The sequence below is a fragment of the Methylobacterium soli genome, assembly GCF_008806385.1.
Taxonomy (GTDB): domain Bacteria; phylum Pseudomonadota; class Alphaproteobacteria; order Rhizobiales; family Beijerinckiaceae; genus Methylobacterium; species Methylobacterium soli.
On record NZ_VZZK01000011.1, the window covers coordinates 82,675 to 96,335 of the forward strand.

The following is a 13,661-nucleotide window of genomic DNA, read 5'->3' on the forward strand; positions in this document are numbered from 1 at the left end:
GGTTCTTGGAGCCGGCGGTCTGCGGCTCTTTTGGCAAAGATTTGATCAGGAGAGAATACGGTTCCTGCGGATGCGGCATACATCCGACGGAGGTGTGTCGCCCATCGCCGCAACCTCGTTCAAGCGGCCCACCTGTTTGACGGCCCAGGCACACCAACCTAGACCGCTCCCTCGAATGAAGGATGGGAGACGAGAAATGGCGAAGGTCGCGTTCCTGGGCCTCGGGGTAATGGGTAGTCCGATGGCGGGACATCTCGCGGCCAAGGGCTATCAAGTCACGGTCTACAATCGCACGGGAGCAAAGGCCGAGGCATGGGTCAAGGCCAATGCCGGTCAGCATGCCGTGACGCCGCGAGATGCGGCGCGCGATGCCGAGATTGTGTTCGCTTGCGTGGGCAACGATGAGGATCTGCGCAGTGTCGTGCTCGGTGACGACGGTGCCTTCGCGGGCATGCAGCGAGGCGCGGTCTTCGTCGATCACACGACCGCCTCCGCCGCGGTTGCCCGGGAGTTGGCAGCGGCTGCCGACCATCACGGGTTTGGGTTCATCGACGCTCCTGTGTCGGGTGGTCAGGCCGGTGCGGAGAACGGGGTCCTGACCGTGATGTGCGGTGGTGATGCTGCAACTTACGCGAAGGTCGAGGCCGCGATCGGCTCCTATGCGCGTGCCTGCCGCCTTATGGGCCCGGCGGGCTCGGGCCAGCTCACAAAAATGGTCAACCAGATCTGTATCGCCGGACTCGTTCAGGCTCTGTCGGAAGGTGTGCATTTCGCAAAACGCGCCGGACTCGATGTCGAGGCAGTCCTCGACGTGATTTCCAAGGGAGCTGCCGGCTCATGGCAGATGGAAAATCGTGGTCGCACGATGAATGCCAGTAAATTCGATTTCGGGTTTGCTGTGGACTGGATGCGCAAGGATCTTGGAATTCTACTTGATGAGGGGCGCCGCAATGGCGCATCGTTGCCCATCACGGCGATCGTCGAGCAATTCTACGCCGATGTTCAGGCGATCGGTGGCAACCGGTGGGACACATCCAGTCTCATTGCTCGGCTGGAACGCTGACGCCCGCTTCAATCGCTGCCGCCTCAGGCGTGACCCATTGCCAATCCGAACCCATCTGGTGACGGAACCAGGTGAATTGGCGCTTGGCATAGCGGCGCGTGTCACTCTGCCCACGGACAATCGCCTCATCGAGGCTGATCGCGCCATCGAGATGCGCGATCAGCCCCGGGACCCCGTGTGCGCGCATGATGGGCAATAGGGTGTCGAGGCGTCTGTCGCGCAACCGCTCAACCTCCTCGATTGCGCCCTCGGCAATCATCTGATGAAAACGCAGATCGATGCGCTGCCGGAGAAGTTCACGGGCGGGCGCGAGAAAGACTTTCTGCAAAGTGTAGCCCGCGAGCGGACCGGGCGTGCGGGTGCCGTGAAACTCCGAGATCGGTCGACCGGTCGCAGCATGCACTTCGAGAGCGCGCATGATGCGGGCTCGGTCGGTCACCCGAAGAGCGGTCGCCCCCTGCGGATCGCGGCGGGAAAGTGCGCTGTGCAGTGCCTCAGTCGTCAGCGGCTTCGCCCAGGATCGTAACTCGCTTCGAATCGCGTCCGGCACGGAGGGCATCTCCGATAGGCCGTCCTCGAGGGCTCGGAAGTAGAGGCCGGTTCCGCCGACAAAGATCGGTAAAAGCCCCTCGAGCCCTGGAAGCAGCGCCTCGACGTCGCGCGCGAAGTGACCCGCGGAGTAATTCAGGGCTCCGTCGACATGCCCATAGAGGTGATGCGGGGCGGTGCGTTCGGCTTCCGCGCTTGGACGAGCCGTCAATCGCCGCAAGTCGGCGTAGACCTGCATCGAATCCGTATTGATGACGACACCATCGTGACGGCGCGCCAGGGCTGTCGCCAGACCTGACTTGCCGGAGGCGGTGGGTCCTGCAATGAGAATGGCCACCGGGCCGCAGGCGGCCCTCGGATCGGACAGCGGCAACGGCGGAAAGCTCCCGGATGACCCTCGTCGCGACACTGATAGCAAATGAGGCGAGCCCCGCCATCACCGACGCGGTCCTCGCCGAGGCGCGTGCGGTGCTGGCGACGGAGCACCAGCCCCGTATCCTCCACGGAGAGGTTGCCGCGGAACTATTGGTTCCCGGCGAGCCATCGGCCGCAGTTGCATTGACGGAACGGTTGCGCCGCACGTTTGTCGATGAGCCCATTGATGTCGCCGTGCTCCCCCATGGTCCACATCGGCGCAAACGTCTGTTTCTGGCCGATATGGATTCAACCATGATCGCCCAGGAATGCATCGACGAACTCGCGGATATCGTGGGCTTAAAGCAGCATGTCTCGAGCATCACTGAGCGGGCAATGCGCGGTGAGATTGCGTTCGAACCGGCCTTGCGTGAACGCGTCGCGCTCCTCAAGGGCCTGTCCGTGGCGGTCATTGAGGATCTAATCCGAGATCGGCTCACTCTTACGCCGGGCGGGGCAACGCTCGTGCGAACGATGCGGGCGCACGGCGCCCATACCTGCCTGGTCTCCGGGGGCTTCACGCTGTTCACAGGGCCGATTGGCCGCCGCATCGGCTTCGATGAAGATCGGTCCAATCGCCTCTCGGTGGCCGACGGACATCTAACGGGGACAGTCGAGGAGCCGATCATTGGCAAAGCCGCGAAACGCGACACGCTGGTCGAGCTTCGCGCGCAGCTCGGCATCGGACCTGTCGAGACTCTCGCGGTGGGCGACGGAGCCAACGATCTCGCGATGCTCAGCGAAGCTGGGCTCGGGGTAGCCTACCACGCGAAGCCGGCGGTCGCGCAGGTTGCACATGTGCGGATCGATCATGGCGACCTGACCGCCCTGCTCTACCTGCAGGGATACGGTGCAAGCGAATTCGTAGCCAACGACTAGAACCTGATTTTTTCGAACGTCGAAATATTCAAGAAGCCTATCAAACAAAACTGCGAATGCTATCAGGAAAAATGTAATAGGCCCTCGAGCGATAGCTCGAGGGCCTATTCGAAAATCAAAATTACTCCAATAAATTAAATATTCATCCGGGTCTATAGTTGGGAATTATTCCAAACCTATTGCGACAAAACGCACATCACCGCTCGCGCTTGCGACAAGGAGCAGGACAGACTTGCGTCCTTCTTTCTTCAACGCATCCACGCGCTTGGTCACATCGGAAGGAGCATTGACTGCTTCCTGCCCGACCTCCACGATGACCTCTCCGGGCTGGATCCGCTTATCGGCGGCCGTCGAATTCGGGTCGACACGGGTCACCACGACACCCTTTACCGTGTCCTTGATGCTGAAACGGCGACGGAGTTCATCCGTCATACCCGAGAGATTAAGTCCAAGCGCCTGACGCACTGCACTTTCAGGCTCGGGCTGCTTGGCATTTGCGAGCTGAGGCTTCTCACTGTCCTCAAGCCGTCCGAGCGTCACAGGCCTCGTCGATTCCTGGCCTTTCCGGACCACAACGACGTCGACGGTCTTGCCCACGGGCGTGGCGGCAACGATGCGCGGTAGGTCGCTCGATGCCTTTACGGTGTTGCCATTGAACTTGACGATGACATCGCCGACTTCGAGACCAGCGGTCTTTGCCGGACCCTTCTCATCGACACCGGCAATGAGCGCACCCTTAGCACCGCCTTTCAACCCGAGAGCCTCGGCCGTCGCATCATCGACGTTCTGGATGCGTACACCGAGCCACCCCCGGCGCACCTCGCCATATTCCCGCAACTGATCGATCACGGGCTTTGCCGTACCCGACGGAACTGCGAAGCCGATCCCGACCGAGCCGCCAGTGGGCGACAGGATCGCAGTGTTGATGCCGATCACCTCACCATCCATGTTGAAGAGCGGGCCGCCGGAATTGCCTTTATTGATGGCAGCATCGGTCTGGATATAATTGTCGTAGGGGCCTGACTCGATGTTGCGCCCGCGCGCCGAAACGATTCCTGCGGAGACCGATCCGCCAAGGCCGAACGGGTTGCCAATCGCGATCACCCAATCACCCGGCCGCATCTTGTCGGAGTCACCGAACGGCACCGCTTTCAGCGGCCGATCCGCCGTTGGTTTGACCCGCAGTACCGCGAGATCAATCTTCGAATCCTTGCCGATGATTTCAGCCTTCAGCTTCGTGCCGTCGTGCAGAATGACTTGGATATCGTTTGCGTCGCCGATGACATGATTATTCGTTACAACGATGCCCGACGCATCGATGATGAACCCGGAACCGAGAGAGTTCGATTTCCGCTGCTGGCGAGGTGTCTCGCCCTCGCCTCGTTCACTTCCCTTGTTCCCCCGGCGATTGAAGAACTCTTCGAAGAGGTCCTCAAACGGCGTGCCTGGCGGAAGCTGCGGCATGCTGCGGGCGCTCGGCTTTGCATCCACTGTCGTCGATGCTGAAATGTTGACGACGGCGTCCGTGACCTGATCAGCGAGGTCGGCGAGCGATTCCGGCCCCTTTGCGAAAACAGGCATCGGCAAGTTCGCGGATGCCACAGAGGTTCCGATCACGACCGCCGCGAGGACAGAGCGAACGCGGCCGCGAAGAACCGGAAGACGTCGCGCCATGACGGCGGTGGCGACGGGATTCATGGTCGACCTCTTCAAGGAACGTTTCCCGGATTGTATCTGCGGTTCGCCGCGTGGCGCGCACGATGGCGCGCACGCGCTTGGCGGATAAATCGGCCGCTGCGATCACCATTCAAGGCCGAAAAACCTGCGGCAGTTCGGCCGAACCGCCGCAGGGACCTTATGTCTTCAGCGAGCGGCGCCCGTGGTTGAGTCGGTCGTATTGCTTGGATCCCCAGTCCCGCGCGATGCGCCCGCTGCCGGCTGACGGCCCTGCGGATCGTTGAAGTAGCGGAAGAAGTCCGAGTTCGGGCTGATCACGAGCCGCGTATCTGAACCCTTGAGCCCGTTCTCGTAGGCCTGCATCGAACGATAGAAGGCGAAGAAATCCGGGTCCTTCCCAAAGGCTTCCGCAAGGATCCGATTTCGATCGGCATCGCCCTGACCGCGCAGCTCCTCGGATTTCTGATTTGCCTCCGCCAGGATCACCGTGACATCGCGATCGGCGCGGGCTCGGATCGTGGCGGCGATCTGCTCGCCATTGGCGCGAATATCCGCAGCCTCGCGTTTCCGCTCGGTCTTCATCCGCTCATAGACAGCCGTGCTGTTCTGCGCCGGCAGATCGACGCGGGTCATGCGCAGGTCCACGATCTGCACGCCGAGCGCCTTGGCTTGACGATTCACATCCTCCTGAATCTCGTTCATCAGGCGCATGCGATCCGTCTTCACGATGGCGTCACGCGTGGAGCGTGCGAGAACGTTACGCAGGCTTGAGTTCGTGAAGCTCGACAATCGCTGGTTCGCGAGGCCGATGTTCCCGACAGCCTGATAGAACCGCAGTGGATCGATGATGCGATACCGCGCAAATGCATCCACCTCCAGATTCTGGCGGTCTGCCGTGAGCAGGGCTTGGACAGGCAGGTCGAGATCGAGGACGCGCTTGTCGAACAGGATGACGTTCTCGACGAACGGGATCTTGAAGTAGAGCCCCGGTCGATCTTCCCCGGTCTGGTTCAAGACAGCGCGGACCCGCCCGAATTGCAGCACGAGTGCCTGCTGCATCTGGCCGACGGTGAAAACGGACGCATAGAGCGCGACAACGACCGCTGCCGCGATGACGATGAGGCCGGTTCGGAGAGCATGGTTGTTCATCGTGCCGCTCCACCCGCCTGTTGGCCTGAACCGCTGCGTCCGCTGTGATCCGTTAGAGGAAGAACCGGGATCACGCCCGCAGCCGCTCCGGCGGCACCGCCCGTCGCGCTCTGATCGATGATGACCTTGTTCACCGAACCGAAGACCCTTTCCATCGTCTCAAGGAAGATGCGCTCCCGGCTGACGGCCGGTGCGGTCTTGTAGGAGTCGTAGACCTGCTGGAATCGCGCCGCCTGTCCGGTCGCATCGGCGGTCGCTTGCGTCCTGTAAGCCTCTGCGGCTTGGACGACTTGCGCAGCCTTGCCTCGGGCCTGCGGGACCTCGCGGCTGGCGTAGGTCTTCGCTTCGTTCTGCAACCGCTCTGCGTCCTGCTGCGCAGCATTCACGTCGATGAACGACGGCCGCACCTCCGGCGGTGGCGTCACGCTGACAAGCTGCACCACCTCGATCCGCACGCCGGCTCCATACTCATCGAGGGCGCCTTGGGTGATCTCCTTCACCTCCTGCGCGATGCTCGATTGTTCGTTGGTGAGAATCGCCTGGATGTTGCGACGTCCGATGACCTCGCGCATCGCGCTCTCGGCGATCGCCTTGATCGTACCCTCGGGGTTTTGAAGGTTGAAAACGTAGTCGGAGGCCTTGAGCGGGTTGACGCGCCACTGCACCTCGAAATCGAGGTCGACGATGTTCTCGTCGCCCGTGAGCATCAAGCTCTCTTCAGGCATGTCGCGCGAGCGCCCCTGCGCGCCGACGCCCGCACGGAAGCCGATCTGGATGGAATTCACCTGGCCGACATTCGGCTTCATGACCGTCCCGACCGGATAAGGGAAGTTGTAGCGCAGGCCCTCACCCTTGGCGCCGACATAGCGTCCGAAGATCGTCTCGATGCCAACCTGGTTTGGTGCCACCGTGTAGAAGCCGGTCAACAGCCAGACGCCGACGGCCAGGGCCCCGATCACGATCACGCTCTTGCCACCACCGAACGAGCCGCCCGGTATCACGCCGCGCAGCCGATCCTGACCGCGCCGAAGCAGATCCTCGAGATCCGGCGGGGTCTTGCCGCCGCCGCCGGTGCCCCAGGGGCCGCCACCGTTGCCGCTGCCGCGACCCCAGGGTCCTCCCCCACCGCCGCCGCCGCCGCTCTGATTGCTCCAAGGCATGCTCGCCGATATCTCCTGCTCGCCCCCGGGCGGTCGTTCCCGCAACGATGCCCGCCCGCTCCTGTACAGTCCCGCCGCGATTGGTCGGGACCGCCTGATCCTCACCCGAAAATTCGTTGTGCAGCACCGTCTTGGCGCAGCGCAACTGAGTGGGACCACTCAGTCCTGTCAAGGTACGCCGAGGTTTACCACTCCGGGGAATTGGGCACCCGGGCGCCGAATGGCAACCAGTCCCATGCCCGCTTTCGGCAAAGCTTGCCGCGACACGTCGTGCCAGGCTTCTAACGCTGTCGCTCAAGGTCGACGAAGGCGAAGGCACATTCATCGTGTTCGGACGGCCCATGAGCCTCGCGGTGGACCTCACGGAAGACAGATCTGTCGAAGGCCGGAAAGAGCGTGTCGCCTTCGGGCCGACCCTCGACCTCCGTGAGGTGGATCCGATCTGCGCTGGGCAGGGCGAGTGCGTAGATCTCCGCTCCGCCGACAACCATGAGTTCTTCCGCCTCGCCGGCCGCCATCAAGGCTTCCTCCCAATGATGGACGATGGTGGTGTCGGGGGCGGCGAAATGGGGGTCGCGGGTGAGGACGATGTTGTGGCGGCCCGGGAGGGGCTTGCCCAAAGATGCAAATGTTTTACGGCCCATGAGGATGGGTTTACCCATTGTCAGCGCTTTAAAGCGCTTGAGATCGTTGCGAAGGTGCCAGATCAGGCCGTTGTCGCGTCCGATGACGCCGTTCTGCGCCACGGCGGCGACGAGGGTGATCGTGGGCATTGAAACTCGCGGAATGCTGGGAGGAACAGGAAATCTGTCGGTCTGAAAGTGCCTTACACCGCGATCGGTGCAGGGATGGACGGGTGGGGATCGTACCCCTCGATGTTAACGTCCTCGAAGCGGAAATCTTCCACGGCGCGGATTGCCGGATTGAGGCGCAGCTGCGGCAGTGATCGCGGCGGCCGGCTGAGTTGAAGTCGCGCCTGCTCCAGATGATTCACGTAAAGATGTGCGTCGCCGAAGGTGTGCACAAAGTCTCCCGGCACGAGATCTGTGACCTGTGCGATCATTGCCGTGAGCAGGGCGTAGCTCGCGATGTTGAAGGGCACGCCCAGGAACGCGTCGGCCGAACGCTGGTAGAGCTGGCAGGAGAGGCGCCCTTCGGCGACGTAGAACTGGAACAGGCAATGACAGGGCGCGAGCGCCATCCTGTCGAGATCGGCCGGATTCCAGGCGCTCACGATGAGGCGGCGCGAGTCGGGATTCCGGCGTATCTCATTGACGACCCAAGCGATTTGATCGACGGTCCCGCCATCGGGCTTGTCCCAGGCGCGCCATTGCTTGCCGTAGACGGGACCGAGATTTCCCTCGGCGTCGGCCCATTCATCCCAGATGCTGACCCCGTTCGCCTGAAGCGCCCGGACATTGGTGTCGCCGGCGAGGAACCAGAACAATTCATGAACGATTGAGCGCAAATGCAGGCGTTTCGTCGTCACGAGGGGAAACCCTCGCGCGAGGTCGAAGCGCATCTGGTGGCCGAACACCGAGAGGGTGCCGGTTCCGGTGCGGTCGTCCTTGCGCACGCCCTCGTCGAGGATGCGCTGGAGCAACTGGTGGTAGGCTTGCATCGAACTCGTCTCCTGGCCGGACTTTAGCCCGCCCGGACCTCAACGACAGGTGTACGCGCAGCACGATCCCCCGATTCCGCTTCCGGCTCAGGCCGTGCCCGGCCAGAGCACGTAGGCGACGAGGGCGAGATTGCTCCAGCCATGGAGCGCGATGCAGGGCCAGAGGCGCCCGGTGCGCCAGCGCAGCCAGCCGAGCATCAGGGCGAGCGGCAGGAGCGAGACCGGGCGCGCGAAGCCCCAGGCCGAGATATGCGCCAGGGCGAACAGGGCCGCGGTGACCAGGATCGTGGCCGCCGGCGACAGGAAGCGGCGGGCGCTCGCGAACATCTCGCCGCGCATCAGGAGTTCCTCGGCGCCCGGCGCCAGCACGACCACGTAGGCGAGCCAGGCCGTGACCGCCGTGCGGCTGAGGCTCGGAGACAGGTGGACGCCCTGCGCGAAGGCGGCCCCGAAGGCCTCGGCGGTGCCCGTCACCCAGAGGATGTGGAAGATTGGCCAGAGCAGGAGCACGAGGAGGAGGTGGCGCGCCCGCATGCCGTTCGGCTCCGCCCGGTCGAGGGCGAGGCGGCGGCGCCAGGTCCGCGGCTCGCGCCAAGCCACCGTGCCGAGGACCAGGACCGCGAGGAAAACCTGGCGCAGGATGTCGACGGCGAGTTCGCGGCCGGCAAGGCGCGCCGCCCCGAGGGGCGGCCGCAGGGCCTGGTCGAGAAAAGGGTCGATCCCGTCGAGGAGGTCGGCCCCGACCCGGACCGTCAGGATCGCCAGGAGGCTCGCGACCGCGAGGTAGAGGAGGACCGCGACGACGAGGCCCGCGACCCACAGCACCGCGAGGGCGATCGCACGGGCCGGATGGGCGCTTCGGGCAACAGCCGCATCATCGCGCATCGGCGCTCCACGATCGGGCTTCAAAACCGCCGCGAACCCCCCTATATTCCCGCTTGCAGGCTTCGCAGCCGGCGACGGCGATGAACGTTCTTCGAGATAACCCGATCGGCCCTGGGGACGGTACCCGGCGCCTCCACGGATACCCAGGGCGTTTGGACGCAGCGGCGTTGGGCTTCGGCGGCGTAGGCGGTCCCCCATTCCAAACGAAGGGCTTGCCGGTTAGCATCGTGCGGGCGGGGTTCGAAGGCGCCTGGCAACAGAAGCCTTCACAGGATTTTCACGACCCGGTAACGTCCGACGGTTCGGCTCTGCCGGCGGGCAGCCCCGGGCAAAGCGACGGCCGATGGCAGACGATCTGATCCGTTACGATCTCTTGGTGCAGGATGCCCTCCGCGGCGTCGTCCGCAAGGTGCTGACCGACGCGGCGCGCGACGGGCTGGCGGGGGAGCACCATTTCTACGTCTCGTTTCGGACCGAAGCGCCCGGCGTGCGCATGTCGCAGCGGCTCCGGGAGAAGTACCCACAGGACATGACCATTGTCCTGCAGCACCAGTTCTGGGATCTCAGCGTCACCGAGCATACCTTCGAGGTGGGCTTGTCGTTCTCGGGCGTCCCGGAGCGCCTGCTCGTTCCCTTCGATGCGTTGACGGGCTTCTTCGATCCCTCGGTTCAGTTCGGCCTCAAGTTCGACCTGAGCGACGGCGCGGAATTGCCGGACGAGGAAGAGGCGCCGGCGCCGGCAAAGTCCGGTCCGCGGGGCGCCGCTTCCGAGCCGAGCGAGACCAAGCCGCGCAGCACCGGCCTCGCCGCCATCGGCAGCAACGTGCCGAAGGCGGTGCCGGCCCTGCCGGTCGCCCAGAACGGCGCCGCCAGCGAGGAGGCGAAGGTCCCGCCGCGTCCCGCCGCCAAGAAGGACGGCGAGCCGGAGGCGCCCGAGAGCGGTGCCGAGGTCGTCAGCCTGGACGCGTTCCGCAAGAAGAGCTGACCGCGAAGGCCGCTCGGCCGTCCGCGGCGCGACGATTCCGGCCGGATCTGGTCGGGCGGGCGCGTCACGCCGGGCTATCGCGGAGCACTGCGCGTCGCGATGGCCTCACGGTGCCGGGCCGGCATCTCGCCAGCTCTCGGCCCATCCTCCGCCAATCGCCGAACCTGCGGGCCTTCTCGTCGCCCGCGCCAAGCCAGACGGCCGGAATGCCGGTGCGTGGTCTTCAGCCTTTGCACGCCCGGCCTTCGCGATGGCGGGCACCCCCGACGCGCCGGATCTCCGAGCGATGCACTCGAGCGGCGGCCCTCAGTAGCGCGCTTGTGCATCCATCCGCAGGCCGTGCTCCGGCCGCAGCGTCACCCGGTGGAGCGGGGTCACCGGTGGATGGTCCGCGGGCAGGCTGAAGCGCATGGCGTGCACCAGGTGGGCGAGCACGATCACGGCTTCCTGGACCGAGAAGCTCTGCCCGATGCAGATGCGCGGCCCGGCGCCGAACGGCAGATAGGCGAAGCGGGGAATCTCCGCGCGGGCCTCGCCGAGGAAGCGCTCCGGCATGAAGGCGGCCGGATCCTCCCACAAGGTCGCGTGCCGGTGGAGCACGTAGGGGGCCACCATCACGATCGAGCCGCGCGGGATCTTGATGCGCCCGATCCGGTCGTCCGCGCGGGCCTGCCGGCTCAGGAACGGCACCGGCGGAAACAGCCGCATGGTCTCCTCGATCACCGCCTTGGTGAAGGGCAGAGCGTCGAGGGCGAAATGTCCCGATTCCGTCGCGGCCGCGTCGACCTCGCGCTCGAGGCGGTCCCGCGCGGCCTCGTCCTGCGACAGGCAATAGAGCGCCCAGGTCAGGGCGACCGCGGTGGTCTCGTGTCCGGCCGCGATGAAGGTGACGATGTTCGCCTTCACCTCCAGGTCGGTCAGGCCCTTGCCGGTCTCGGGGTCCTGCGCGGCGAGGAGGAGCGTGAGCAGGTCCTGGGGCGCCTCGCCCTTCTGCATGAGGGTCCGGCGGCGATCGATCAGCGCGTCGACGATTTCGGCGAAGAACCGGATCGCCGGGCGCGCCCGCAGGCGCCCGATCCGGGGCACGAAGGACGGGAAGCCGAAGACGTCGAGGGGATCGATCGGTCCGACCGCCTCGAGGAACCGGGTGATCGCGCGGCCGAGGGCGTCTGGGTCGCTCGGCAGGCCCTGCGTGAAGATCGTCCGTTCCAGGACGTCGAGGGTGACGCGGGTCATCTCGAGCGCGACGTCGACGCGCTTGCCGTCGCGGCGGCGCAGGCGCCGGGCGATGCGGGCGCCCGCCCCGTTCATCGGATCGGTGAAGCTCGCGACGTTCCGGACCGAGAAGATCGGCGCCAGGGTACGCCGCTGCAGCCGCCATTCCTCGTCTTCCGCCGTCAGCAATCCGTTGCCGAGGCCGGGCGCCAGCACGCGTCGCTGAAGATCGTCCTTGCGATAGTTCTTGGCATTCTCGACGAAGAGATAGCGGATCAGGTCCGGGTCGCTCACCACGGTGATCCGCCCCATGGCACCGTCGCCGGCCACCACGGGCGCCCTGAAATGGTCCTCCATCCAAGTCGTGATCGGGTTGGCGCGCGCCGCCTTGAGGAAGGCGAACAACCCCATCGGCTCGCGCAAGGGGGCCGGAACCTTGGGGCGGAAGCGGTCGGCGACGGGGGAAATCGGAGTGGTGAGCATCGAGGCGCCATTCTCAGCGGGTGCAGCGACAGGCCGCGCCGTTTGTCAGACGCCGGGAAAAGCGCCATCGCGATTTGCGTATCCCTGCCGTAAGTAGGGTCCGCTTGTTCCCAGACGTAGAGGCCACGATGTCGCCGCAGCCCACCGAGACAGCCACCCGCACGGAATCCGATACGTTCGGGCCGATCGAGGTACCGGCCCACCGGTACTGGGGTGCCCAGACGCAGCGCTCGATCCAGAACTTCAAGATCGGCACGGAGCGCATGCCCGCGCCGCTCGTCCACGCGCTCGGCCTCGTCAAGCAGGCCGCCGCCCTGGTGAACAAGGATCTGGGGGCCCTCGAGCCCAGGATCGCCGACGCCATCGCGGCCTCGGCGGCCGAGGTCGTGGCCGGGCGGTACGACGACGAGTTCCCGCTCGTAGTCTGGCAGACGGGTTCGGGCACCCAGTCCAACATGAATGCCAACGAGGTCATCGCGAGCCTCGCCAACGAGCGGCTCGGGGGCCAGCGCGGCGGCAAGTCGCCGGTGCACCCGAACGACCATTGCAACCGGGGCCAATCCTCGAACGACACCTTCCCGACCGCCATGCACATCGCGGTCGCGCGCGAGATCCAGGACCGGCTGATGCCGGCGCTGACGCATCTGCACGGGGCGCTGGATGCCAAGGCCAAGGCCTTCGAGAGCATCGTGAAGATCGGCCGGACGCACCTGCAGGATGCGACGCCCGTGACCCTCGGGCAGGAATTCTCCGGCTACGCGCAGCAGGTGGCGCTCGGCGGCGCCCGGATCGCCGCGACTTTGCCCGGCGTGCTGGCGCTGGCGCAGGGGGGCACCGCCGTCGGCACCGGGCTGAACGCGCATCCGAGATTCGCCGAGGCCTTCGCCGCCAAGACGGCCGAGCTGACCGGATTGCCGTTCACCTCCGCGGAGAACAAGTTCGAGGCGCTCGCGACCCATGACGCCCTGGTCTTCACGCAGGGCGCGCTGGCGGCCCTCGCCTCGGGCCTGTTCAAGATCGCGCAGGATATCCGCCTCCTGGCATCGGGCCCGCGCTCCGGCCTCGGCGAGCTGTCGCTCCCCGAGAACGAGCCCGGCTCCTCGATCATGCCCGGCAAGGTCAACCCGACCCAGTGCGAGGCGCTGACGATGGTCTGCACGCAGGTGATCGGCAACGGCACCACGGTCGCCTTCGCGGGGAGCCAGGGCCATTTCGAGCTGAACGTGTTCAAGCCCGTCATCGCCAACGCGGTGCTGCAATCGGTGCGGCTCCTCGCCGACGCGGCGGTGAGCTTCGCCGACAATTGCGTCGTCGGCATCAAGGCCAACGAGGACCGGATCGCCGACCTGATGAGCCGGTCGCTGATGCTCGTGACCGCGCTGGCGCCCTCGATCGGCTACGACAAGGCCGCCGAGATCGCCAAGACGGCGCACAAGAACGGCACCACCCTGAAGCAGGAGGCCCTGCGCCTCGGCCATGTCACGGAAGCCGAGTTCGACCGGGTCGTGCGCCCGGAGGACATGCTGGCGCCGAGCGCCGAATAGGGGCAGCATCCGCCGGCGCGGTTTTTAATCCGCGCCG

12 protein-coding genes and 1 other RNA gene are annotated in these 13,661 nt (G+C 65.2%); 5 read left to right on the plus strand and 8 right to left on the minus strand.

All coding sequences use genetic code 11. The features are described 5' to 3' along the window. Positions 1 to 196 precede the first annotated feature (196 nt). Positions 197 to 1,063: an NAD(P)-dependent oxidoreductase gene (locus F6X53_RS12815; RefSeq protein ID WP_151000414.1), complete on the plus strand. Its 867-nt coding sequence runs from the start codon at positions 197 to 199 to the stop codon at positions 1,061 to 1,063. On the opposite strand, the gene miaA is transcribed toward F6X53_RS12815, so the two are convergent. Beyond that, entirely contained in the window at positions 1,041 to 1,985 is a 945-nt protein-coding gene (miaA, locus tag F6X53_RS12820) for a tRNA (adenosine(37)-N6)-dimethylallyltransferase MiaA (RefSeq protein WP_151000415.1), read from the minus strand. The two genes, F6X53_RS12815 and miaA, sit on opposite strands and share 23 nt — an antisense overlap. Before the next feature lie 17 nt (positions 1,986 to 2,002). Here miaA and serB point away from each other — a divergent pair, with 17 nt between their 5' ends. Further along, positions 2,003 to 2,905 (plus strand): phosphoserine phosphatase SerB, encoded by a 903-nt coding sequence (serB, locus tag F6X53_RS12825; protein WP_151000416.1) that lies wholly within the window; start codon positions 2,003 to 2,005, stop codon positions 2,903 to 2,905. Between the two features lie 165 nt (positions 2,906 to 3,070). On the opposite strand, the gene F6X53_RS12830 is transcribed toward serB, so the two are convergent. The 6 genes from F6X53_RS12830 to F6X53_RS12855 all read right to left on the minus strand — a co-directional run bounded on the left by F6X53_RS12830 (position 3,071) and on the right by F6X53_RS12855 (position 9,397). After that, positions 3,071 to 4,603 carry a Do family serine endopeptidase gene (locus F6X53_RS12830; RefSeq protein ID WP_151000417.1) on the minus strand — a complete coding sequence of 511 codons (1,533 nt, stop codon included), beginning with the start codon at positions 4,601 to 4,603 and terminating at the stop codon, positions 3,071 to 3,073. A gap of 165 nt (positions 4,604 to 4,768) precedes the next feature. Then, positions 4,769 to 5,731, minus strand: coding sequence for a protease modulator HflC (gene hflC, locus F6X53_RS12835; protein WP_151000418.1), 963 nt, complete (start codon positions 5,729 to 5,731; stop codon positions 4,769 to 4,771). Beyond that, complete coding sequence (hflK, locus tag F6X53_RS12840; RefSeq protein WP_151000419.1) at positions 5,728 to 6,891, minus strand: FtsH protease activity modulator HflK; 1,164 nt, start codon at positions 6,889 to 6,891, stop codon at positions 5,728 to 5,730. The genes hflC and hflK overlap by 4 nt, the downstream gene beginning before the upstream one ends. 281 nt (positions 6,892 to 7,172) lie before the next feature. Then, positions 7,173 to 7,664 (minus strand): dihydrofolate reductase, encoded by a 492-nt coding sequence (locus F6X53_RS12845; protein WP_151000420.1) that lies wholly within the window; start codon positions 7,662 to 7,664, stop codon positions 7,173 to 7,175. 53 nt (positions 7,665 to 7,717) lie between these two features. Next, on the minus strand, positions 7,718 to 8,512 hold the full coding sequence (locus F6X53_RS12850; RefSeq protein ID WP_151000421.1) for a thymidylate synthase: 795 nt from the start codon (positions 8,510 to 8,512) through the stop codon (positions 7,718 to 7,720). 87 nt (positions 8,513 to 8,599) lie between these two features. Continuing rightward, entirely contained in the window at positions 8,600 to 9,397 is a 798-nt protein-coding gene (locus F6X53_RS12855; RefSeq protein WP_151000422.1) for a CPBP family intramembrane glutamic endopeptidase, read from the minus strand. A 15-nt stretch (positions 9,398 to 9,412) separates the two neighbouring features. Here F6X53_RS12855 and ssrA point away from each other — a divergent pair. Both ssrA and F6X53_RS12860 read left to right on the plus strand, forming a co-directional pair. Next, positions 9,413 to 9,668: a transfer-messenger RNA gene (gene ssrA / locus F6X53_RS33975) on the plus strand. 72 nt (positions 9,669 to 9,740) lie between these two features. After that, positions 9,741 to 10,382: an SspB family protein gene (locus F6X53_RS12860; protein WP_151000423.1), complete on the plus strand. Its 642-nt coding sequence runs from the start codon at positions 9,741 to 9,743 to the stop codon at positions 10,380 to 10,382. A gap of 306 nt (positions 10,383 to 10,688) precedes the next feature. Here F6X53_RS12860 and F6X53_RS12865 read toward each other — a convergent pair whose 3' ends face one another. After that, positions 10,689 to 12,080: a cytochrome P450 gene (locus F6X53_RS12865; protein ID WP_151000424.1), complete on the minus strand. Its 1,392-nt coding sequence runs from the start codon at positions 12,078 to 12,080 to the stop codon at positions 10,689 to 10,691. Positions 12,081 to 12,208: 128 nt separating this feature from the next. Between F6X53_RS12865 and fumC the strand changes: the two genes are divergently transcribed. Next, a complete protein-coding gene (gene fumC, locus F6X53_RS12870; RefSeq protein ID WP_151000425.1) occupies positions 12,209 to 13,624 on the plus strand; it encodes a class II fumarate hydratase in 1,416 nt (471 codons plus the stop codon). Positions 13,625 to 13,661 lie beyond the last annotated feature (37 nt).

What these genes read in the sequence shown, in the direction of transcription:
- F6X53_RS12860 (WP_151000423.1), top strand. Translation starts at nt 9,741, where the DNA reads ATGGCAGACGATCTGATCCGTTACGATCTCTTGGTGCAGGATGCCCTC.
- F6X53_RS12855 (WP_151000422.1), bottom strand. Translation starts at nt 9,397, where the DNA reads ATGCGCGATGATGCGGCTGTTGCCCGAAGCGCCCATCCGGCCCGTGCG.
- hflC (WP_151000418.1), bottom strand. Translation starts at nt 5,731, where the DNA reads ATGAACAACCATGCTCTCCGAACCGGCCTCATCGTCATCGCGGCAGCG.
- F6X53_RS12815 (WP_151000414.1), top strand. Translation starts at nt 197, where the DNA reads ATGGCGAAGGTCGCGTTCCTGGGCCTCGGGGTAATGGGTAGTCCGATG.
- F6X53_RS12830 (WP_151000417.1), bottom strand. Translation starts at nt 4,603, where the DNA reads ATGAATCCCGTCGCCACCGCCGTCATGGCGCGACGTCTTCCGGTTCTT.
- F6X53_RS12850 (WP_151000421.1), bottom strand. Translation starts at nt 8,512, where the DNA reads ATGCAAGCCTACCACCAGTTGCTCCAGCGCATCCTCGACGAGGGCGTG.
- hflK (WP_151000419.1), bottom strand. Translation starts at nt 6,891, where the DNA reads ATGCCTTGGAGCAATCAGAGCGGCGGCGGCGGCGGTGGGGGAGGACCC.
- F6X53_RS12865 (WP_151000424.1), bottom strand. Translation starts at nt 12,080, where the DNA reads ATGCTCACCACTCCGATTTCCCCCGTCGCCGACCGCTTCCGCCCCAAG.
- F6X53_RS12845 (WP_151000420.1), bottom strand. Translation starts at nt 7,664, where the DNA reads ATGCCCACGATCACCCTCGTCGCCGCCGTGGCGCAGAACGGCGTCATC.
- fumC (WP_151000425.1), top strand. Translation starts at nt 12,209, where the DNA reads ATGTCGCCGCAGCCCACCGAGACAGCCACCCGCACGGAATCCGATACG.
- serB (WP_151000416.1), top strand. Translation starts at nt 2,003, where the DNA reads ATGACCCTCGTCGCGACACTGATAGCAAATGAGGCGAGCCCCGCCATC.